The sequence below is a fragment of the Devosia sp. Root436 genome (assembly GCF_001426345.1).
GTDB lineage: Bacteria > Pseudomonadota > Alphaproteobacteria > Rhizobiales > Devosiaceae > Devosia.
Window position 1 is genome coordinate 95,700 of sequence record NZ_LMEM01000001.1, and the last position, 21,104, is coordinate 116,803.

Annotated in this window: 21 protein-coding genes and 1 tRNA gene; 16 read left to right on the plus strand and 6 right to left on the minus strand. The window is 63.4% G+C overall.

Features of this window, described 5'->3' with window-relative positions; genetic code table 11:
- Window positions 1-54: 54 nt before the first annotated feature.
- Window positions 55-130 (minus strand) — tRNA-Thr (locus ASD04_RS00540).
- A 337-nt stretch (window positions 131-467) separates the two neighbouring features.
- Here ASD04_RS00540 and cysD point away from each other — a divergent pair.
- Both cysD and cysN read left to right on the plus strand, forming a co-directional pair.
- Complete coding sequence (gene cysD / locus ASD04_RS00545) at window positions 468-1,376, plus strand: sulfate adenylyltransferase subunit CysD (RefSeq protein WP_244488211.1); 909 nt, start codon at window positions 468-470, stop codon at window positions 1,374-1,376.
- Window positions 1,376-3,262, plus strand: coding sequence for a sulfate adenylyltransferase subunit CysN (gene cysN / locus ASD04_RS00550; protein WP_056251052.1), 1,887 nt, complete (start codon window positions 1,376-1,378; stop codon window positions 3,260-3,262). The genes cysD and cysN overlap by 1 nt, the downstream gene beginning before the upstream one ends.
- Before the next feature lie 39 nt (window positions 3,263-3,301).
- Here cysN and ASD04_RS00555 read toward each other — a convergent pair whose 3' ends face one another.
- Both ASD04_RS00555 and ASD04_RS00560 read right to left on the minus strand, forming a co-directional pair.
- Window positions 3,302-4,729 carry a mannose-1-phosphate guanylyltransferase/mannose-6-phosphate isomerase gene (locus ASD04_RS00555; RefSeq protein WP_056251055.1) on the minus strand — a complete coding sequence of 476 codons (1,428 nt, stop codon included), beginning with the start codon at window positions 4,727-4,729 and terminating at the stop codon, window positions 3,302-3,304.
- 185 nt (window positions 4,730-4,914) lie between these two features.
- Window positions 4,915-6,132, minus strand: coding sequence for an ROK family protein (locus ASD04_RS00560; RefSeq protein ID WP_056251059.1), 1,218 nt, complete (start codon window positions 6,130-6,132; stop codon window positions 4,915-4,917).
- 223 nt (window positions 6,133-6,355) lie between these two features.
- On the opposite strand from ASD04_RS00560, the gene xylF reads away from it, so the two are divergent.
- From xylF to ASD04_RS00595, 7 genes are all read left to right on the plus strand, one after another.
- The gene (gene xylF, locus ASD04_RS00565) at window positions 6,356-7,402 is read left to right on the plus strand and encodes a D-xylose ABC transporter substrate-binding protein (RefSeq protein WP_056251061.1); all 1,047 of its coding nucleotides are present in this window, start codon (window positions 6,356-6,358) and stop codon (window positions 7,400-7,402) included.
- 131 nt (window positions 7,403-7,533) lie between these two features.
- Window positions 7,534-8,835, plus strand: coding sequence for a sugar ABC transporter permease (locus ASD04_RS00570; protein WP_244488238.1), 1,302 nt, complete (start codon window positions 7,534-7,536; stop codon window positions 8,833-8,835).
- Between the two features lie 12 nt (window positions 8,836-8,847).
- Window positions 8,848-9,630, plus strand: a complete 783-nt coding sequence (locus ASD04_RS00575) for an ATP-binding cassette domain-containing protein (protein ID WP_056251066.1) — start codon at window positions 8,848-8,850, stop codon at window positions 9,628-9,630.
- A 49-nt stretch (window positions 9,631-9,679) separates the two neighbouring features.
- Entirely contained in the window at window positions 9,680-10,423 is a 744-nt protein-coding gene (locus tag ASD04_RS00580; protein ID WP_056251069.1) for a DUF1345 domain-containing protein, read from the plus strand.
- 64 nt (window positions 10,424-10,487) lie between these two features.
- Entirely contained in the window at window positions 10,488-11,615 is a 1,128-nt protein-coding gene (locus ASD04_RS00585) for an S-(hydroxymethyl)glutathione dehydrogenase/class III alcohol dehydrogenase (RefSeq protein ID WP_056251072.1), read from the plus strand.
- Window positions 11,616-11,695: 80 nt separating this feature from the next.
- On the plus strand, window positions 11,696-12,148 hold the full coding sequence (locus ASD04_RS00590; RefSeq protein ID WP_244488212.1) for an antitoxin Xre/MbcA/ParS toxin-binding domain-containing protein: 453 nt from the start codon (window positions 11,696-11,698) through the stop codon (window positions 12,146-12,148).
- Complete coding sequence (locus tag ASD04_RS00595; RefSeq protein WP_056251079.1) at window positions 12,145-12,654, plus strand: RES domain-containing protein; 510 nt, start codon at window positions 12,145-12,147, stop codon at window positions 12,652-12,654. The genes ASD04_RS00590 and ASD04_RS00595 overlap by 4 nt, the downstream gene beginning before the upstream one ends.
- Before the next feature lie 8 nt (window positions 12,655-12,662).
- Here ASD04_RS00595 and ASD04_RS00600 read toward each other — a convergent pair whose 3' ends face one another.
- Window positions 12,663-13,007 (minus strand): cupin domain-containing protein, encoded by a 345-nt coding sequence (locus tag ASD04_RS00600; RefSeq protein WP_244488213.1) that lies wholly within the window; start codon window positions 13,005-13,007, stop codon window positions 12,663-12,665.
- Window positions 13,008-13,051: 44 nt separating this feature from the next.
- Between ASD04_RS00600 and ASD04_RS00605 the strand changes: the two genes are divergently transcribed.
- From ASD04_RS00605 to ASD04_RS00615, 3 genes are all read left to right on the plus strand, one after another.
- Window positions 13,052-13,603, plus strand: coding sequence for an AAA family ATPase (locus ASD04_RS00605; RefSeq protein WP_056251085.1), 552 nt, complete (start codon window positions 13,052-13,054; stop codon window positions 13,601-13,603).
- Window positions 13,596-14,060 carry a YaiI/YqxD family protein gene (locus ASD04_RS00610; protein WP_056251088.1) on the plus strand — a complete coding sequence of 155 codons (465 nt, stop codon included), beginning with the start codon at window positions 13,596-13,598 and terminating at the stop codon, window positions 14,058-14,060. The genes ASD04_RS00605 and ASD04_RS00610 overlap by 8 nt, the downstream gene beginning before the upstream one ends.
- Before the next feature lie 99 nt (window positions 14,061-14,159).
- Window positions 14,160-15,017: a polysaccharide deacetylase family protein gene (locus ASD04_RS00615; protein WP_082530890.1), complete on the plus strand. Its 858-nt coding sequence runs from the start codon at window positions 14,160-14,162 to the stop codon at window positions 15,015-15,017.
- 13 nt (window positions 15,018-15,030) lie between these two features.
- Here the strand turns inward: ASD04_RS00615 and ASD04_RS00620 are convergent, their stop codons facing one another.
- Window positions 15,031-15,423 (minus strand): hypothetical protein, encoded by a 393-nt coding sequence (locus ASD04_RS00620; RefSeq protein WP_056251091.1) that lies wholly within the window; start codon window positions 15,421-15,423, stop codon window positions 15,031-15,033.
- Complete coding sequence (gene rlmB / locus ASD04_RS00625; RefSeq protein ID WP_244488214.1) at window positions 15,423-16,220, minus strand: 23S rRNA (guanosine(2251)-2'-O)-methyltransferase RlmB; 798 nt, start codon at window positions 16,218-16,220, stop codon at window positions 15,423-15,425. Before rlmB ends, ASD04_RS00620 begins: the two co-directional genes overlap by 1 nt.
- 153 nt (window positions 16,221-16,373) lie before the next feature.
- Here rlmB and ASD04_RS00630 point away from each other — a divergent pair, with 153 nt between their 5' ends.
- The 4 genes from ASD04_RS00630 to ASD04_RS00645 all read left to right on the plus strand — a co-directional run bounded on the left by ASD04_RS00630 (window position 16,374) and on the right by ASD04_RS00645 (window position 21,043).
- The gene (locus ASD04_RS00630) at window positions 16,374-17,429 is read left to right on the plus strand and encodes a LacI family DNA-binding transcriptional regulator (protein ID WP_056251095.1); all 1,056 of its coding nucleotides are present in this window, start codon (window positions 16,374-16,376) and stop codon (window positions 17,427-17,429) included.
- Window positions 17,430-17,575: 146 nt separating this feature from the next.
- A complete protein-coding gene (locus tag ASD04_RS00635; protein WP_056251098.1) occupies window positions 17,576-18,463 on the plus strand; it encodes an ABC transporter permease subunit in 888 nt (295 codons plus the stop codon).
- Window positions 18,463-19,362, plus strand: coding sequence for a carbohydrate ABC transporter permease (locus tag ASD04_RS00640; RefSeq protein ID WP_056252765.1), 900 nt, complete (start codon window positions 18,463-18,465; stop codon window positions 19,360-19,362). Before ASD04_RS00635 ends, ASD04_RS00640 begins: the two co-directional genes overlap by 1 nt.
- A 256-nt stretch (window positions 19,363-19,618) precedes the next feature.
- Window positions 19,619-21,043 carry an extracellular solute-binding protein gene (locus tag ASD04_RS00645; RefSeq protein ID WP_056251101.1) on the plus strand — a complete coding sequence of 475 codons (1,425 nt, stop codon included), beginning with the start codon at window positions 19,619-19,621 and terminating at the stop codon, window positions 21,041-21,043.
- Window positions 21,044-21,104: the final 61 nt, after the last annotated feature.

Genomic DNA, 21,104 nt, shown 5'->3' on the forward strand with positions numbered 1-21,104 from the left:
CCCAGTGGTTGCACTATGCGGGATGGAGCGTGCAAGGCCGAGCGTCTGGGGGCCTGGTGCCGGCAGCAGGGTTCGAACCCGCGACCCCCTGATTACAAATCAGGTGCTCTACCAACTGAGCTATACCGGCGTTGGCCTGCCTGTAGCATCGCATATCGGGCTCGACAAGGCGCATTGCGGCGCTTCCCAGGCGGGGCAATATTGGCGGCGGCGCGGCTTTGGCAGTGCCGGGCGGGCGCGACGACGTGGCTGCGGAACTTTTTTTCTTCGGTGGACCGGCGTCGCGCACTTTACGCCGCTGCCCGGCGCGGTGTCGGGTGAGACATGTTCGCGTCGGCAAGATTGGCAGATATTTATGCCAAAGGCCCTTCGGCAGTGCGGCCTCTGGCGGTTTTGGACTTGATGCGGGGAGGGCTCCGGCCCTACCAACGGGCCTGAATTTGTACTCGCCTGGAGCATGGAACACAGTGACTACCGGCGCCCTGACGCATTTGCAAAGCCTTGAAGCCGAGAGCATAGAAATCCTGCGCGAGGTGGCGGCAAGTTTCGAGCGGCCGGTGATGATGTATTCCATCGGCAAGGATTCCAGCGTCCTGCTGCATCTGGCGCGCAAGGCGTTCTTTCCGAGCCGGATTCCGTTCCCGCTGCTGCATGTGAATACGACCTGGAAGTTCCGCGAGATGATCGCCTTCCGCGACAGCATGGCGGAGAAGTACGGGTTTGACCTGATCAGCCATACCAATCCCGATGGCATTCGCGACAACATCAATCCGTTCGACCAGGGCTCGTCGCGCTTCACCGATATCATGAAGACCCAAGCCCTGCGGCAGGCACTCAATGCCGGCCGTTATGACGCGGCCATCGGCGGCGCACGTCGCGACGAGGAAAAGTCGCGCGCCAAGGAGCGTATCTTCTCCCATCGCAATGCCAATCATGCCTGGGACCCCAAGAACCAGCGGCCCGAGCTGTGGCGCGTGTTCAATACACGGCTCAATCCGGGCGAGAGCATGCGGGTGTTCCCCATCTCGAACTGGACCGAGCTCGATGTGTGGACCTACATCTATTCCGAAGGCATCGAGCTGCCCTCGCTATACTATGCCAAGTCGCGCCCGGTGGTCGATCGCTCGGGCACGCTGATCATGGTCGACGATGACCGCTTCCGCTTCGAGCCGGGCGAGGCGCCGCGCCAGGAAGTCGTGCGCTTCCGCACGCTGGGCGACTATCCGCTTACCGGGGCGATCCGTTCGACGGCGGCGACCCTGCCCGAAATCATCATGGAAATGCAGGCCAGCCGCACCTCGGAGCGGGAAGGCCGGCTGATCGACAGCGACAGCGTCGGTTCCATGGAGAAGAAGAAGCAGGAAGGGTATTTCTGATGAGCCTGCCGATGGCCACCCCCGATACCGACATCGACCTCTGGCTCAACCAGCAGACCGACAAGTCGCTGCTGCGGTTTCTCACCTGTGGCAGCGTGGACGACGGCAAGTCCACGCTGATCGGCCGGCTCCTCTATGACAGCCAGTTGATCCTCGACGACCAACTGGCCAGCCTGCGCAAGGAAAGCCACAATCGGATCACGGGCGACGAGGGGATCGACTTTTCGCTGCTGGTGGATGGGCTCGCCGCCGAGCGCGAGCAGGGCATCACCATTGACGTGGCCTACCGGTTCTTTTCCACCGACAAGCGCAAATTCATCGTCGCCGACACGCCGGGCCACGAGCAATATACCCGCAACATGGCGACCGGCGCCTCCAATGCCGACCTGGCGCTGGTGCTGATCGACGCGCGCAAGGGCGTTCTCACCCAGACGCGCCGCCATAGCTTCATCCTGTCGCTGATCGGGGTGAAACATGTGGTGCTGGTGGTCAACAAGATCGACCTGGTGGATTACGACCAGGCGGTATTCGATCGCATCGTTGCCGAATACCGCGCCTTTGCCGAGCCGCTTGGCTTCAAGACGCTGGCCGCTGTTCCGGTGTCGGCTCTGCGCGGCGACAATATCCTGGCGCCGAGCGCCAACACCCCCTGGTATGAGGGGGTGGCGCTGGTGCCGTATCTCGAGAGCATCGACGTCAGCGAGGACCGCACGGCGGAAAAGTTCCGCTTCCCGGTGCAGTGGGTCAACCGGCCCGACCTCGATTTCCGCGGCTTCTCCGGTACGGTTGCCTCGGGCAGCATTGCGGTGGGTGACGAGGTGTTGATCGCCTCGTCGCGCAAGCCGGCAGCAGTCAGGCGCATCGTCACCATGGATGGCGACCTCGACCGCGCCGTGGCGGGGCAGGCGGTAACGCTGGTGGTCGATCGTGAGGTCGATATCTCGCGTGGCGACGTGCTGTCACGGCCGGGCGAGACGCCGGAATTTTCCAACCAGTTCCAGGCACGGCTGATCTGGATGAATGAAGAATCGGCGTTTCCGGGGCGCTCCTATCTGCTCAAGGTCGGCTCGCAACTGGTGCCGGCAACGATCACCGATCTCAAGTTCCGGACCAACGTGAACACGCTGGAGCAGACGGCTGCCACCAAGATCGATCTCAACGAGGTCGCCACGGTCACCATCGCCACCGACAAGCCGATTGCCTTCGATCCCTACACGGCCAATGCGCTGACCGGCGGTTTCATCCTGGTCGACCGGCTGTCCAATGCGACGCTGGGGGCCGGAACCATCGAATTCGGGCTGCGCCGGGCGCAGAACCTGACCTATCAATCCTTCGACGTGAACCGGGGCGTCCGGGCCCAGATGAAGGGGCAGGCTGCCCGGATCGTCTGGTTCACGGGCCTTTCCGGGTCGGGCAAGTCGTCCATCGCCAACCTGCTCGAAAAGCGCCTCACCGCCGAAGGCCGCCATGCCTATATTCTCGATGGCGACAATGTGCGGCACGGCCTCAACAAGGATCTCGGCTTCACCGAGGCGGCGCGCGTCGAGAATATCCGCCGCGTTGCCGAAGTGGCGCGACTGATGGCCGATGCGGGGCTGATCGTGCTGGTGTCGTTCATCTCGCCCTTCGAGAAGGAACGGCGGCTGGCGCGCGAGATCGCCGGCGATATCGACTTTGCGGAAATCTATGTGGATACGCCGCTCGAAGTCTGCGAGGCGCGCGACCCCAAGGGGCTCTACAAGCGGGCACGGGCCGGCGAGATCAAGAATTTCACCGGCATCGACTCGCCGTTCGAGGCGCCCCAAGCGCCGGAACTGGTGCTGCATGGCGGCGAACAGGAACCGGCGGCGCTGGCCGACGAATTGCACGGCTGGCTCAAGCTCTGAAGACCATTCCCGCTTTGGCGGGAATGGTCCTGACCAGGGCTAGGTGCGGCCGAATTCGTCTTCGATACGGATAATGTCGTCTTCGCCGAGATAGGAGCCGGTCTGGACTTCGATCAGTTCCAGCTCGATCTTGCCGGGGTTGGCGAGCCGGTGGACGCAGCCCAGCGGCAGGTAGATGGACTCGTTCTCGCTGAGCACGGTGACGGTGCCGTCGATGGTGACTTCGGCCGTGCCGCGGACCACGATCCAGTGTTCGGCGCGGTGGTGGTGCTTCTGCAGGCTGAGTTTCTTGCCCGGCTTGACGAACAGGCGCTTCACCTGGAAACGCTCGCCATTGAGGATCGAGGAATAGCCGCCCCAGGGGCGATAGGCCGTCTTGTGGATTTCGGTCAGGCCAACCGTATCCTTGCCGGCCCGGAGCGTCTTGACCATGCCGCCGACCTTCTGCGCCTCGGAGAGGCGGCCGACATAGACGGCATCGTTGGTGGCGATGACGGCGATATCGTCGAGACCGCTGACGGCGACATGGGGGTGGTCGCTGACCACGAGGGAATTGCTGACGCCATCGAGCGTCACCGCCCCCTGGGTCAGGTTCTGTGCCGCATCCCGTCGGGCGTTCTTCCAGACCGCGTCCCAGCTGCCGAGATCCGACCAGCCGAAATCGACGGCGACGACGGCCGCCTTGCCGGTCTTTTCGAAGATGGCATAGTCCACCGAGATGTTGGGCGCGGCGGCAAAGGCGGCTTCGTCCAGGCGAATGAAATCGAGGTCGGTCCGGGCGTTGGATACCGCGCCGCGCGCCGCGGTCAGTGTGTCATGGGCCAGCGCTTCGCATTCCTGCAGGAAGCTGCCGGCGCCGATCATGAACATGCCCGAATTCCAGAAATAGCCGCCTTCGGCCAGCAACTGCCCGGCCCGTTCGGCATTTGGCTTTTCGACAAACCGTTCGACAGGGTGGGCCCCGCCGCCGACCGTGGCGCCGGCCTTGATATAGCCGAAGCCGGTTTCGGGGTGGGTCGGCATGATTCCGAACGTCACCAACTGGCCGGTAGCGGCTGCCCTGGCAGCTTCGGCGACGGCCATTCGGTAGCCGTCGTCCACGGCAACGTCATGGTCGGAGGGCAGGATATGCAATACGGTATCGGCGCCAAAACGGTCGCTGGCGAAGGCAGCGGCTGCGGCGATGGCGACCGCCGTGTTCCGCGCCACGGGCTCAAGCAGAATGCCGGCCAGCGACATGCCGAGTTCGGCTGCTTGTTCGGCGACGATGAAACGATAGTCGGAATTGGTGATGACCACGGCTGGCGCATAGAGGGCGCTGTCGCCGACGCGTTCCAGGGCATTCTGGAACAGGCTCCGGGGACCCGTGAGCGGCAGGAATTGCTTGGGTCGGGCAGCCCGCGATATTGGCCATAGCCGAGTTCCCTGGCCGCCAGCAAGGATCACGGGGACGATTAAGTTAGTCATAGCGGCTTTGCCCTAGCTGGTTGAGAGACGACTGCAGGCGCGAAGCCATTCGATACTATACCCGGCAGAATTTGTTGGCCGAATGTCCATCGGTGGTTAACCGCGCCGCGGACCGATTGATACGGCAATACAATAGAATTTATGCGACAATACAACAGATCGACATTCCGTCTGGCTGCCATGCATCAGGCAAGCGCGGCGATGTCGGACTGGTCGATCTCGTTCAAGGTTTTCATCAGCAGGCCCTTGAACACGGGCTCCTTCTCGTCGCGATGGGCAACGACCTGGGGTGGGCCGTTGACCCGGCAGACCAACGCGCTGGCGAGTGCGGCGTTGATCTCGGCCTGCATCAAGCCAAAGGCGCGGGCGCCGGGACCGACGATGAGCACATGGGAGGGGTCGAAGACTGCCATCATGCGGCTAAGGCCGAAGCCAACGGCACGTCCGGCAATATTGAAGGCATGGGTGGCGGCGCGGTCGCCGGATTCGGCGCGGGCGATCAGCCCGTCATATTCCTGGCTCGGTACGGCAGGAGCAGGGGCGGCGGTTTCAGGCACCGAATAGGCGGTGCGCAGCACGCCATAGTCTGAGGCATAGGCCTCGATGCAGCCCCGCATGCCGCAGCGGCAGAGCGCGCCGTTAGGCAGGTGGTTCATGTGGCCGAATTCGGTGGCGCCTTCGTCGCCGCGGCCCATGATCTGGCCGCGAAAGGTCATCCCCATGGCGACTGTCGAACCGACGAAGACAGTGGCGACGCTGGCGTCGTGCAGGGCAGGGTCGAGCCAGCGCGCGCCCTCGGCCAGCAGCCGTCCGCGCTTGTGCAGCGCCACCGGTACGGCAAAGGCCGCGGCCAGTTCGTGGGCGAAGGGCCGATTGGCCAGGTGGGCGATCGGCGACCATTTGAGCCCGTCGCCGTCCCGATCGAGGATGCCCTGCACCGAGATCGCCACGCGCCGCAGTCCGGCCGCCTCGACGGGGTTGCGGGCCTGGAGCTGGCGCAGCCGCTCGGCGAAGAAAACGGCGGGCGGCGAATTGGCGAAGGTGTTGGGGGTGACCGGGGACTCGATGCGGTCGACCAGTACGCCGCCATAATCGACCAGCGAGAGGCGGGCCCGGTTGACGTCGACCTCGAACAGGGCAGCGGCGCCGATATGGCGGTTGAAGCCGACCAGGGTGGCCGGGCGGCCGCGGCCGCGGCTGTCGGATTTTTCCTCGGGCTCCAGCTCGGCGATGACCTGTTGCTCGACGAGATCGTGGGTGATGGCGGTGATACTGGCGTGGCTGAGTCCCGTGCTCGCCGCCAGCGCGGTGCGCGACATGGCTCCCTGTATGCGCAGGGCGCCGAGCACCAGGCCCCGGTTCTGACGCCGGACGCTGTCGCTATCGCTGACGTTCCGCGCCAACCACTTTACTCCTCACACGGACGCAACACACCATTCCTCCGCCGATATCGCAATCTCTATTTATTTCGGGTTTCGAAATTGAAGTTGACTCACCTTAATCCAGTATGCCACATGTTTTTTCGAGCAGTGAAATTAATGCTCAGGGCGCTGGTGGAGAGTGCCCGCTGGGGCGAAGCCACCGGCACGTATGCGGGCAGAGGACTGCCCGCGAGGGAGGACAGACATGAACAAGTTTCTCACGGTCTTGCTGTGCACGACCGTCATTTCCGGTGTGGCCAATGTCGCCAGCTATGCGCAGGACGACGTTGTTGTCGGCGTGAGCTGGAACAACTTTCAGGAAGAACGCTGGAAGACCGACGAAGCGGCCATCAAGGCGGTGCTCGATGCCGCCGGCGCAACCTATATCTCGGCTGACGCGCAGTCGTCGGCTTCCAAGCAGCTCACGGATATCGAAAGCCTGATCGCCCAGGGCGCTGACGCGATCATCGTGCTGGCCCAGGACAGCGAAGCTGTCGGTCCCGCCGTTGCCGCGGCCGTGGCCGAAGGCATCCCGGTGGTCGGCTATGACCGCCTGATCGAGAACCCCGACGCCTTCTACCTGACCTTCGACAACAAGGAAGTCGGGCGTCTGCAGGCTGCCGGCGTCGCCGCCGTCCAGCCGGAAGGCAACTATGTCTTCATCAAGGGCAACTCGGCCGATCCCAACGCGGACTTCCTGTTCGAAGGCCAGATGGAAGTGCTGCAGGCCGGCATCGATTCCGGCGCGATCAAGAATGTCGGCGAAGCCTATACCGACAACTGGAACCCGGAAGTCGCCCAGGCGAACATGGAACAGTTCCTGACCGCCAATAACAACGAAGTCGACGCCGTTGTCGCTTCGAACGACGGCACGGCCGGCGGCGCCATCGCTGCCCTGGCTGCGCAGGGCCTCGCCGGTTCGGTGCCGGTTTCCGGCCAGGACGGCGACCATGCCGCCCTCAACCGCATCGCGCTCGGCACCCAGACTGTCTCGGTCTGGAAGGACGCTCGCGAACTCGGCAAGAAGGCCGCTGAAGTGGCTCTCGAACTGGCCGGCGGCACGGCACTCGACGCCGTCACCGGCGTCGTGCCCTTCAATGGCGGGCCGAAGGGCGTTGCCATGAATGCGTTCTTCATCGCCCCCGTCGCCATCACCAAGGACAACCTGAACGTCGTCATCGACGCTGGCTGGGTTTCCAAGGACGTAGTCTGCGCCGGCGTGGCCGCCGGTTCGGTTGCCGCGTGTAACTAAGGCACAAACGTAATATCCTGACGAAGTACGGTGCCGCGGCGTTCGCGCTGCGGCATCGTCGTGACAGGACAGCACCGCCGGATGGCGGGGCAGCCCAGCGGGGGAGACGCACCTTGGCAGAACAGCACGCCATTCCAACCAATATTCATCCGAGCCGGTTCGTGCAGAATCCACTGCAGCGCTTCCTGATGGCGACCGAACTCGATACGCGCCTCTTGGGCATGATCGGGGCTCTCGCGATCATCTGGATCGGTTTCAACATCTTTTCGGGCGGCCTGTTCCTGACGCCGCGCAACCTGTGGAACCTGTCGGTGCAGACGGCCTCTGTGGCGGTCATGGTCACCGGGATGGTGCTGGTTATCGTCACGCGCAATATCGACCTGTCGGTCGGCTCGATCCTGGGCGTGGTCGGCATGGTCATGGGCGTGATGCAGACCGATATCCTGCCGACGCAACTCGGCCTGGGGCTCGGGCATCCGATGATCTGGGTGCTGTCGCTGGCAGCGGGTCTCGTCGTCGGCGTCGGGATCGGGGCGCTGCAGGGCACGATCATCGCCTATCTGCGCGTGCCGGCCTTCATCGTTACGCTGGGTGGTTACCTGGTGTGGCGCGGCGCGGCCTGGTGGGTCACCATGGGCCGCACTGTGGCGCCGATGGACCCCACCTTCCAGCTCATGGGCGGTGGCCCGGCCGGTTCGGTGGGCGCGTTGTGGAGCTGGATCGTCGCCGTTATCGCCTGCGCCGCCATTCTCATCGGCCTCTACTGGGGCCGGCGGCAGCGCTTGCGCTTCAATTTCCCGCTGCGGCCGATCTGGGCCGAGGCCGCGCTGGCCGTCATCGGCTGTGGCGTGACCATTGCCGCTGTAATGGTCGCCAATGCCTATCCCTGGCCAGTGCGCATTGCCGAGAGATACGCCGAGGCCAACGGCATTGCGGTGCCCGAAACCGGGCTGTTCATCTCGCACGGCATCGCCATTCCGGTGCTGATCGCCCTCGGCGTCGGCGTCGTGATGACCTTTGTCGCCACGCGCACCCGTTTCGGCCGCTATGTGTTCGCCATGGGCGGCAATCCCGAGGCGGCGGAACTGGCCGGCATCAATACGCGCTGGGTCACGGTCAAGATATTCATGCTGATGGGCGCGCTCTGCGCCATAGCGGCGGCTATTTCGACGGCCCGCCTCAATGCCGCGACCAATGCACTGGGCACGCTGGACGAGCTCTATGTCATCGCCGCGGCGGTGATCGGTGGCACGTCGCTGGCCGGCGGCGTCGGCACTATTGCCGGGGCGCTGCTGGGCGCGCTGGTCATGCAATCGCTGCAATCGGGCATGGTGCTGATGGGGCTCGACAGCCCGCTGCAATCCATCGTCGTCGGTGCAGTTCTCGTCTTCGCGGTGTGGCTCGACACGCTCTACCGCCGCAATAAACACTAGGGAGTCCTTGTCATGCTGGACGCCAGAACACCCCTCGTCGAGATGAATGACATCTCGATATCCTTCGGCGGCATCCGCGCCGTGGATCGCGCTTCGATCGACCTGTTTCCGGGAGAGGTCGTCGGCCTGCTCGGCCACAATGGCGCGGGCAAGTCGACGCTGATCAAGATCCTCTCGGGCGCCTACAAGCGCGATGCCGGCTCGATCCGCATCAATGGCGAGGATGTGTCGATTAACAATCCGCGCGACGCCAAGGCCTATGGCATCGAGACCATTTACCAGCAGCTTGCCGTCGCCGACAATGTCGATGCCGCCGCCAACCTGTTCCTGGGGCGCGAGATCACGACGCCGATTGGTACGCTCGACGATGCGGCGATGGAATCCAAGGCGCGCGAAGTGATGGGGCGGCTCAATCCGAATTTCCGCCGCTTCAAGGAGCCGGTGAAGGCGCTTTCGGGTGGCCAGCGCCAGTCCGTGGCGATTGCCCGCGCCATCCTGTTCAATGCGCGCATCCTGATCATGGATGAGCCGACGGCGGCGCTTGGGCCGCAGGAAACGGCGCAGGTGGGAGATCTGATCAAGCAGCTCAAGTCCGACGGCATCGGTATCTTCCTCATCAGCCACGACATCCACGATGTCTTCGACCTGGCGGACCGGTTGGTGGTGATGAAGAATGGGCAGGTGGTGGGCAGCGCCCGCACCGAGGATGTGACCAAGGACGAGGTGCTGGGCATGATCATCCTGGGTAAGGTGCCTGATGGTGCGACGCCCGGGCCGGGAGCCATTGCCGGCTGACCGCGTTGTGCGCCTTGCGGCCAGCAACTAGGCTGGCATTGGGGGCAACATGGCGACGCGGCGCAAGCAGACAGTGAAGAACACGGTGGCGAAGCCGACCGGTAGGCGGGCGGCGTTCGGGCTGCGTATCGCCTCGATGCGGCTGCCGCGCCACGGGGCTTTCTTTATCGCCCTGGCCAGCGGGCTGGCGGTGTTCTTCGTCACGCTCTGGCTGTGGCCGGCTTTTGCGGTGCCGATCGGCGCCATTGCCATGTTCGCCATCTATCTCGCGCTGGTCGGGGCGATGCTACCGGTGCTGACCTCGGATTTCCTCCGCTCTCGTGCCGACGAAGCGGATACGCCGACGGGTTTCATCTTCGCGGCGGTGATCGGGGTGGTCGGCGTATGCTGTGCCACGCTGTTCATGGCACTCAATGGCAACGAAGATGGCCCCTTGCTCGAGGAGGTGCTGCTCAGCGTCGCCTCGGTGCTGCTGGGCTGGTTCACCATCCACACCATGGCCGCCTTGCACTATGCCTATGAATATTACGAATCCCCCTCGGCCAATCCGGAAAGCGGCAAGGGCGGCGAGCTGATTGGCGGGCTCGACTTTCCCGAGGGCGACAATCCGGATGGCGTGGCCTTCCTCTATTTCGCCTATGTCATCGGTACGGCCTTCGCCGTGTCCGATATCCGCATCACCTCCAACAAGATGCGCAAGATCGTGCTGCTGCACTCCACCTTCTCGTATTTCTTCAACACATTGATCGTTGCGGCGACGGTCAATGTCGCGGTGGCGGTGGGCGGCATCTGACGGTTGCTGCGGGCTGGAACGCATGCCACACCTTGGGGAAAGACCATGCCAAGGAGAATCCGCCATGAAGACCCGCGCCGCCGTTGCCTTCCAATCCGGCAAGCCGCTTGAAATCGTGGAGGTTGATCTCGACGGGCCCAAGGCGGGTGAGGTGATGATCGAGATCAAGGCGACCGGCATCTGCCACACCGACGATTTTACCCTGTCGGGCGCGGATCCCGAGGGGCTATTTCCGGCCATTCTGGGGCATGAGGGCGCCGGCGTGGTGGTTGACGTCGGGCCGGGCGTGAGCAGCCTGAAAAAGGGCGACCACGTCATTCCGCTCTACACGCCTGAATGCCGCGAATGCTATTCCTGCCGTTCGGGCAGGACCAATCTCTGCACGGCTATCCGCGCCACGCAGGGGCAGGGGCTGATGCCGGACGGCACGTCGCGCTTCTCGTTCGAAGGCAAGCCGATCCACCACTATATGGGCTGCTCCACCTTTTCGAACTTCACCGTGCTGCCCGACATCGCGGTGGCGAAAATCGATGCTTCGGCGGCTTTCGACAAGGTCTGTTATGTCGGCTGCGGCGTCACCACCGGCATTGGTGCGGTGATCAACACGGCCAAGGTGGAAATCGGCGCGACGGCTGTCGTCTTCGGGTTGGGTGGCATCGGGCTCAACGTCATCCAGGGGCTGCGGCTGGCCGGGGCCGACATGATCATCGGCGTCGATATCAACAATGACAAGAAAGCCTGGGGCGAGCGCTTCGGCATGACGCATTTCGTCAATCCGAAGGAAATCGAAGGCGATGTGGTGCCCTATCTGGTCAATCTCACTAAACGCCGGGGCGACCTGATCGGCGGGGCCGACTATACGTTCGACTGCACCGGTAACACCACGGTTATGCGTCAGGCCCTGGAATGCAGCCATCGTGGCTGGGGCAAGTCGGTGGTGATCGGCGTGGCCGGTGCCGGCAAGGAAATCTCCACCCGCCCGTTCCAGCTCGTCACCGGCCGGACATGGATGGGGACTGCCTTTGGCGGCGCCAAGGGCCGTACCGACGTGCCCAAGATCGTCGACTGGTATCTCGACGGCAAGATCGAGATCGATCCGATGATCACCCATACGCTGCGGCTCGAAGACATCAACAAGGGATTCGAGATGATGCATTCCGGCGAGAGCATCAGAAGTGTGGTGGTGTACTGATTGACAATTTGCGACATGTGGCGTAAATATTGCGACATATGACGGAGGTTGCCATGCATGGTCTGGCCGAAGCTGCCCAAATGCCCTTTGTGAAAGAGCCGGTGCGCGCGTCCAGCCTGCTGGGCGGCAAGCGGCTGCTCAAGCAAGCGGTGCATGACGGGCTCGATGCTCATCGGCTTATCGCGGCCGGGCTGCCCGGTGAGGCGTTGAGCTATCTTGAGGGGCAGTTGACCGTGCTCGATGCCATTGCCTTTGAGAAGGCCATCGGCATGAGCTTGCGTACGTTGCAACGCCGCCGCGCCGATCCGGGCCAGCCCCTCAGCGTCGAGCAGAGCGGGCGGGTGTGGAAGTTTGCTGAAATACTGGCCAAGGCCACGGAAATCATGGGCAGCCAGCGCGATGCCGAGGAATGGCTCAATGAGCCGGCAATCGGGCTCAATGGCCACAAGCCTCTCGACCTGCTGACCACGTCGGCGGGCGCGGAACTGGTCGAGACCTTTCTCGGCCAGATCGAGTATGGGGTCTATGTGTGACCGCACCTCTGCCCAGCGCCCTGGGTGGAACCGAACTCGTCGCCTGGCGCCTGGATGCCAGGCAATTTGCTGCGACCTGGGATAGCGGGGAGGGCGCCTACCGGTTTGGTGGCCGGTGGAGCAGCGCCGGCGTTCGCGCGGTCTATTGTGCGCTCGATGCCTCGACGACCATCCTCGAAGTCGCCGTGCATCGCGGTTTCAAGCGCATGGATACGATCCCCCACATCCTGACGTCGCTGCATATTGCCGACCCTTCGGATGTGCATATCGTGGCGGCGTCGTCCCTGCCCAATCCGAACTGGTTGCGCTCCGGCCTGCCGAGCGCGGGGCAGCAGGCGTTTGGGGATGCGCTGTTGCGTGTGCACAAATTCGTGCTGGTGCCCAGTGTCGTCTCGCCCAATAGCTGGAACTTGGTCTTTGTCGCGGCCATGGCCGAAGGTCGCTATGCCTTGCGGTCGCAGGAAGGCTTTGCGCTGGATACCAGGCTGCACCCGCCGGCCGAATAGAGTCCGGCCTATTCCAGCCATAGGGTTTCGAAGGCCCCGGCTTCGTGAATATCAATCTGTTCCAATGGTCCAGGCCCCAGGTTTTCGAATTTATGCGGCACATTGGGCGGGCAGACGACGATCTGTCCACCCGAGGCTTCGATTGTCTCGTTCCCCACGGTGAACCGTACGTGGCCGTTGCGGATAATGAAGGTTTCGGGATAGGGATGTTGGTGCAGGTGCGGCCCTCCGCCGATCTTTTCGGTGAAGACGAAGATCACGCTGATGCCGGCGCCATGGGCGCCGCCTTCGAATTCTCCCCGCCAGTTGCCGATACCCGCCGTGGCATCCGCCCACGCGGCCTTGTCGATCACCTTTCCCGCCATTTCCGGTCTCCCCTCTGTCACGAGGACCCATCATGACTCATTCTGCCGACAATCTCTTCATCGTTACCGGCGCGCCCGGCGCCGGAAAGACAACGCTGTTGAACGCAGCCAGCGAAGACGGATTCAGGGTTGGCTGGGAGGCTGCCCGCGCTGTCATCCAGTCGCAGGCGGCCATCGACGGTCCCGCCGTGCAATGGCGCAACCCTGCCATGTTCGCCGAACTGATGCTCGACCGGGACGTTCAGAGCTGGCAGGCCCTGCGGGACAATGCTAGGCCGGCACTGTGTGATCGCGGTATTCCGGACCTTGTTGCCTTTGGCCGCATGCTGGCGCTGCCCGATACGGGGCATTTCCACCGCGCCGCCATGCTCTACCGCTACAACCCCATCGTATTCTTCGCGCCACCCTGGGCCGAGATATTTGTCAATGACGCGGAGCGCACCGAAGGATGGCAGCATGCCCAGCGCATCTACGAGCCGATGCGTGACGTCTATGCGGAACTGGGCTATCGCGTGGTGGAACTTCCTAAGGCGCCGGTTGCCGAGCGGCTGGCTTTCGTGAAAGGCGTCATCGCCCATGGCTGAGCCGACAATATTCGTCGATGCCGATGCCTGTCCGGTCAAGGATGAGGCCATACGCGTGGCCGAGCGGCTGGGGCTGGTCGTCACGCTGGTCAGCAATGGCGGGGTGCGGCCGTCGCGCGATCCGATGATCCGCGTGGTGGTGGTGCCGGCCGGCACCGACGCGGCCGATGACTGGATCGTGGACGCCGCGCAGGCCAATGACATCGTGCTCACCGCCGATATTCCGCTGGCCAGCCGCGCCATCGACAAGGGCTGCCACGTATTGGGCTTTACCGGCAGGCCATTCACCCCGGCCTCCATCGGCATGGCGCTGGCCATGCGCGATCTCAAGCAGCATCTGCGCGAGACCGGTGAGAGCAAGGGTTACAATGCCGGTTTCCGCCCCGCCGACCGATCGGCCTTTCTTAGCGCGCTGGATACGCTCGGGCGCAGGGCTAAATCATTGGCGGGTAAGTAGTCCTTAAGATTTCGCGAGGGGAATGTTAACCATAATCGCGAAAGGTGAGCTCAGTTTTGATCGTGCTGAGTTCAGGCCGTGTCGCTTTCGCGTTTTGTTATGGGTCTTGTGATCGCGGGCCTGGCGCTTGCAGGCTGCGCCAAGCCGCCTAACCCGCATGCGATATCGGCGCGAGCGACGAATGCGGCGCTGATTACCAACAGCATCCTGCCGGCCTCGCAACCCATCACGCAGCAGCCGATGCCCGAGCGCATCTTTGCCAGCGGCAATCTCGGTGGACGCACGCTTGCCGTGGCGTCCACCGCCGACATCGTCCTGCGCCCCGGCGAAGTCATCCTGACATTCGATGATGGCCCGCGACCGGGCAAGACCCCCCAAATTCTCGCCACGCTGAACGATTTCGGCGTCAAGGCGACATTCCTGATGCTGGGCGCGGCGGCGCAGGTCCATCCGGGGCTGGCGCAGCAGGTGGCTGCCAGCGGGCACACGGTGGGCAGCCACACCTTCGATCATGTCGATTTGAGTAAGCTCAGCCGGCAGGCGGCACTGGATGAGATTGCGAGGGGCGAGCGGGCGGTGCAACTGGCTTTGGCCGGGGGCGGGCAGAATCTGTCGCCGTTCTTTCGCTTCCCTTATCTGTCGCAGACGGGGTTCCTCCGCACCAACCTGATGCAGGGCAGCATGGTCATCCTCGACGTCAATATCGACAGCAAGGACTATTACAAGGACACGCCCGAAGTGGTCGCTGCACGCACGATGGAGCGGCTCGAAGCGCGCGGCAGCGGCATCATCCTGTTCCACGATATCCACCAGCGCACGGTGGAGACGCTGCCATTGTTCCTGGCGCAACTCGAGGAGCGTGGCTATTCGGTGGTGCGGCTGGTGCCCAAGGACAGTTCCATCTTCGGTCGTGACCTGATCACGGCCGATGCGCCGCTGCTGCGGGGAACGCTCTAGAAGGAGAGGACTCTCAGCCCTCTTCGTCTTCCTCAACATCGGTCAGGTAGACCGAAATCTCGATATCGATGCCATGCCCGGCAATGGCCGCGGCCACATGGGCGGGGAGGCGGGCCGACATGGCCTCGCCATGCTCGGGATAGTCGAAGGCCAGATCGAGCACCGCCTTGCCGATACGGCGGTCTTCCAGCATGGCCGCTATCGCCGGTCCGGAGCGTTCGGCCAGTTCCAGAAGGGCCCGCACCGGATTGTTTGTGGGTACATCCACCTGGGCATAGAAGCTCGCCTCGGCGTCTTCTGGCTCGTAGCGGCTGGTGAGCTGCTTCAGGCTCGCGTCGAGCGCGTATTGGTCGATGGTGACGCCCGAGAGGCGCAGGGCCACGGCAAAGGGCGCGAACTGGCTCATCAGGACCGCCCGGCGGTGGCCGCGAACAGGGCGATGGCGGCGGCGTTGGAGACGTTGAGCGACTTGATCGGGCCGGGCATGTCGAGCTTGACCATTTCGTCGCAGAGCTCTCGGGTGCGCTGGCGCAAACCCTTGCCCTCGGCGCCCATGACGATGGCCAGGGCCTGATCGCCGGTGCGGGGCTTGAGCTGATGTTCCGATTCAGAATCAAAGCCGAGCACTAACATGCCGCGCGCCTTGAGTTTTTCCAGCGCGTCGCCCAAATTGCGGACCTCGATCATCGGCACCAGGTCGAGCGCGCCCGAGGCGGATTTGGCCATGACGCCGGTCTCGCGCGGCGAGTGGCGGGCGGTAGTGATGACCGCATCGGCGCCAAAGGCGCAGGCGGTGCGCAGGATGGCGCCGACATTGTGCGGGTCGGTGATCTGGTCGAGCACCACGACGAGCCTGAGCGGCTTTATGTCGTCGAGGCCGAAGCGGCTCACCGGATCGACTTCGAGCGCGGCGCCCTGGTGTACGGCATCGTCGCCGAGCAGCTTGTCGAGCTCCCTGGGGGTGGTTTCCTTGACGGCAACCTTGCCGATCTCGCCGGTTTCCTTGAGCCGCATCAGGGCGTTAGGCGTGGCCAGCAGCACCTTCTTGATGCGGTTCCGGTTGTCCAATGCGGCGCGCACGGTATGCAGGCCATAGAGATAGACCGGCCCGGTATCGGGGTCGTATTTCGGCTTGGGCGGGAATTTGTTGAAGCTCATGGCGGAGGCGTAGCGCCTTTGTGCCGGTGCAGCAAGCAGCAGCATGATATAGTTATGCCCGCAAAACCGCCCGCGCGTTCAAGGGCTTGGACGGATTATCCCCGGTGTCAGCGATTGGCGATTGACAATTGAGTTAGGCGCGGTAACGTTCCCATGACGATGCGAGCCCGGCAAGAGGCTGCGTCGAAGGGATGAGTCATGAGCAAGAGCCGCGGTCGTCGGCCGACGATCATCGATGTCGCTGAACGCGCGGGAGTGTCCAAGAGCACTGCGGCGCGGGCGCTGACGGGCTCGTCCAACATCACCGAAGAGACGCGGGAGCGGGTGGTCCTGGCGGCGGCGGCCGTGGGCTATGAGCGCAATCACCTGGCGGTCGGCATGCGCTCGGGGCGTTCGGGCATGCTGGGGCTGGTCATTCCCGATATCACCAATCCGTTCTGGGCCGAGGTGGCGCGGGGCGCGCAGGACCAGGCGGCCGAAGCCGGCGCTTCGCTGCTGGTCTTCTCGTCGGACTGGGATGTGGAAAAGGAAGCCGCGCATCTGCGGGCCTTGCGCCGGGCGCGGGTCGATGGCGCGATCATCAATCCGGTGGCCGACAATTTCGACGACCTCGACCGGTTTGGGCTGCCCTTCGTGCTGATCGGCTCCAGCGCCGAACGCTTCGTCGAGACGTCCAGCGTGGGTTCCGACATCACGCAGGGCGTGCGGTTGGGCATGGATCACCTGGTTTCCAAGGGGCATGGCGCCCCCAGCCTGATCGTCGGCCCCAAAAACCGGCTGGCGCGGGTGCGTTTCCTGCGCGCGGTGCACCAGCACTGCATCGAGCGGGATATCGACCCGGCCATCCTGGCGATGGAGGAGGGCGAGTATACGGTCGAGGGCGGCAAGCAGGCGATGCGGCGGTTGCTGGCGCGCGACCATGTGGGGCATGTCTGCGTCTTCGCGGCCAATGACATGATGGCGATCGGCGCCATCATGGCGGTGCGCGAGGCGGGTTTGCGCTGCCCCGAGGACGTTTCGGTCATCGGGTTCGACGGCATTCCGTCTGGCGAATTCGCCTGGCCGGGGCTGACGACGGTGGCCAAGCCGGGGCGCGACATGGGCGCCCGCGCCGTCGAGGGCCTGTTCAGCGAGATCGAACACAAGCCGGAACATCGGCGAATTTACTTGCCATGCCGCCTGATAGAGCGAGGCTCACTCGCCGACCTGTCGGCACAAAATCCCAGGCGCGTTGCCAGGGGAGGGGGTGTCTGACCATGGTTGCCAAGGACAAGCAACGGATCGCCATTGCCCTTAAGCATGGGAACGTTCCCGCACACGGCTCGGGGTCCGGTATGGGTTCGGAACCGACTAGCACAGAGAGCGAGTTGGCTAGCACACTGTTAGCATCGAGAACGGGCATGCGTGAAAAGGTGCGGCAGTGGTGGCCCTATTACGCGATGATGGCGCCGGGGCTGCTGTTCTTCTTCATCTGGCACTATGTGCCGATCTGGGAGGCCAAGATGGCCTTCGAGAATGTGCGCATCATCCCGCCCAATATCTGGGTGGGGTGGAAGAATTTCGAGGTGCTGTTCTCCTCGCCGATCTTCTACCAGGTGCTGGCCAATACGCTGATCATTTCGGGCATGAAAATCCTCTTCGTGTTCCCGGTGCCGATCATCGTGGCCTTGCTGCTGAACGAGGTGCGCAGCGGCAAGCTGCGCGGGGCGGTGCAGTCGGCGATCTACCTGCCGCATTTCCTCTCCTGGGTGGTGATCGCGGGCGTGTTCATCGCGCTGCTGTCGCCGACCGATGGGGCGGTGAACCAAGTCCAGACGGCGATGGGGTTCGAGCCGGTCAACTACATGACCAATACCGGCACCATCCGCTGGGTGCTGGTGGTGTCGGAAATCTGGCGCTCGGCCGGCTGGGACAGCCTGCTCTATCTGGCCGCCATCTTCGCCATCGCCCCCGAGCTCTACGAGGCCGCCGAAATGGATGGCGCCAATCGCTGGCAGAAAATCCGGCACGTCACCATTCCGGGCATCGTGCCGACCATCGCGACGTTGTTCATCCTCAATATGGGGATGTTCCTCAGCGCCGACCTCAACCAGATCATCAACATGCAGAACGCGGTCAATGCGTCGACCATCGATATCATCGACACCTATGTCTACCGCATGGGCCTTTCGACCGGGGAATATGCGCTGGCCACGGCGGCCGGCCTGTTCAAGGCGGTGATCGGCATGGCTTTGGTGCTGGTGTCCCACTTCGTCAGCAAACGGCTGACCGGCAAGGGGGTGTGGTGATGGCCAGCCAATCGCGCCGGACCCCGCTGGAGCGGGTCGAATATGTGCTGATCGTCTCGACGCTCCTGCTGCTGGTGGTGTTCACGCTGCAGCCGCTGCTGAACCTGCTGGCTTTGTCGCTGTCCGATGCCAGCAAGGTCGCCGGCTTTTCGGGGTTGTCGATCTTTCCCGACGGGTTTTCGCCCGATGTCTGGTTGCTGCTGCTGCAGCATCCCAATGTGCAGCGCGGCATCTTCAATTCGGTGTGGATGACGGCGACCAGCGTCTGCATCGGCGTATTCGGCACGGCGCTGATGGCCTGGGGCATGTCGCGGCCGGGCCTGCCGGGGCGACGGCTGATCTTCATCCTGGTGCTGGTGACCATCGTCTTCGAACCGGGCATCATTCCCGACTATTTCCTGATGAAGCGCATGGGCCTGCTCAACACGCCCTGGTCGGTCATCATGTATAAGGCGATCAGCGCCTGGTACCTGATCATCCTGATCCGCTTCTTCGAGGAAATTCCCAAGGAGCTGCTGGAGGCGGCCGAGCTAGACGGCGCCAACCCATTCCAGACCTTCTTCATGGTGGTGCTGCCGCTGGCCAGGCCGGCACTGGCCACTATCGCGCTGTTCTACCTGGTGCTGCACTGGAACGAGTTCTTCCGGGCGATGATCTACCTCAACGACCAGAGCAAGTGGCCCTTGCAGGTGGTGCTCCGGCAATTCGTCATCGAGGGCGACAAGATCGCCATCGTGGGCGCCAACAACGTCAACAACAATCTGGGCCTGGCGCAGATCAACATCCGCGCACTCAAGGCCGGCATGATCCTCATCACCATCCTGCCGATCCTGGCGATCTATCCGCTGATCCTGAAGTTCTTCACCAAGGGGACGATGTCGGGAGCGCTGAAGGGATGATGACGAAGGTCGAACATTCCGTGGGCAGTGGCCCGGCAATCGCAGGCCTGGCCAAGACCCCCTCATCCGTCTCGGCCTGCGGCCGATCCACCTTCTCCCACGAGGGGAGAAGGGAACCGACTGAGAGCTCTCGGCTCCATCCCCTTCTCCCCTTGTGGGAGAAGGTGCCCGAAGGGCGGATGAGGGGGCTGCACAGATTCAACCAATTCCGCGCAAGCGGTGCGAAGCACAACCAAAAACCAAGGAGGAACGACCAATGACTTTGAAGAAACTGCTGCTGGCGACGACCGCCATTGCCGCGCTGGGCGCCATGGCCATGCCGGCCATGGCCCAGACCACGTTGCGGCTGGTCAGCAAAGACCTGCTGACCACCAACCCCGATGACGTCAAGGAAATCGAGGCCATCGAGGCCGCACTCAAGGCACAGGGCACCGATGTCGATATCCAGATCGTCGACCTGCCCGGCTCGGGCTATGCCGATGCGCTGGGGGTGATGCTGCTGTCGGGCGACATTCCAGACATCATGTATTTCCAGGGCGGCGACCAGAAGATGGCCGAACAGGGGATCCTGGAAGACCTCACTCCGTGGATCGAGAAATCGGCCCATATCAAGGATGCGCTGTGGCCGCACAATGTGGACCGCCTCGCCAACTATCCCTACCTGCTCTACGTCTACCCGCCACGCGCGCCGCAGCCGGTGATGCGGAAGGACTGGCTGGACCAGCTTGGCCTCGAGCCGCCCCAGACGGTGGAAGAGTATGAAGCCCTGTTCCAGGCAATTCACGACGCCGATCTGGACGGCGACGGCACCACGGGCAATACGCTGGGCCTGACCGGCTATGGCACCACGGCCGAGCTCGACTCGGTGTTCAACCAGGCATTCGGGGTGACCGGCACGTGGATGAAGAATGCCGATGGCGCCTGGGTCAGTTCGCGCGTCACCGACGCGGAAAAGGCCAAGCTCGAATTCTATGCAGAACTGGCCGCCAAGGACCTGTTCGACAAGGAATTCGTGACCAACACCTGGGACGTCAAGGAAGACAAGTTCTATACCGGCAAGGCCGGGGTGATCTTCGGGTCGTCGCCTGAGGTGATCGACATCTATACCGGCAAGATGCGCCAGGCCCATCCGGGCGAGGAGATCGACCTGGCCTTGCTGCCGGCGCCTTCGGGCCCGGGCGGACAGGGATTGGCGGCGGTCGACGTTTCCAAGGAATCGCGCGGCTGGGCCATCTCCTCGCTGTCGGAAAACAAGGAAGCGGCCTTTGCCGTGCTCGACTTCATGGCCTCCAAGGAAGGCCAGGATATCGACCGCATGGGCTTTGAGGGCGTGCATCACACCACCGATGCCAGCGGGGCGGTGACCTATACCGACCAGATCTCGACCTGGTATGCCCGCTTCTTCAACGCCGCCAATTGGACTTCACCGACCCCGCTGCTGTCGCCCACCGCGCAGCAGGCGCTGGACAACCTCAAGAGCGACTTCACGCCCGACAATGCCTTCGTCTGGCCGGCCGATTATGCCGCTGATGTGGACGCCACCGAGCAGGTTTATCGCTCGTGGGTGGCCAAGTTCATCACCGGCGAAGCCAGCTTCGACCAGTGGGACCAGTTCGTCAGCGAGTACAACGCTGCCGGCGGTTCGCGCATGGCCGAATATGCGGCGACGGTGCTGAAGTAAGACATTTGATACGTGGTCGGGTGGAGCACCATCTGGCCGCGCCCACCGGGCGGCTCCTCCC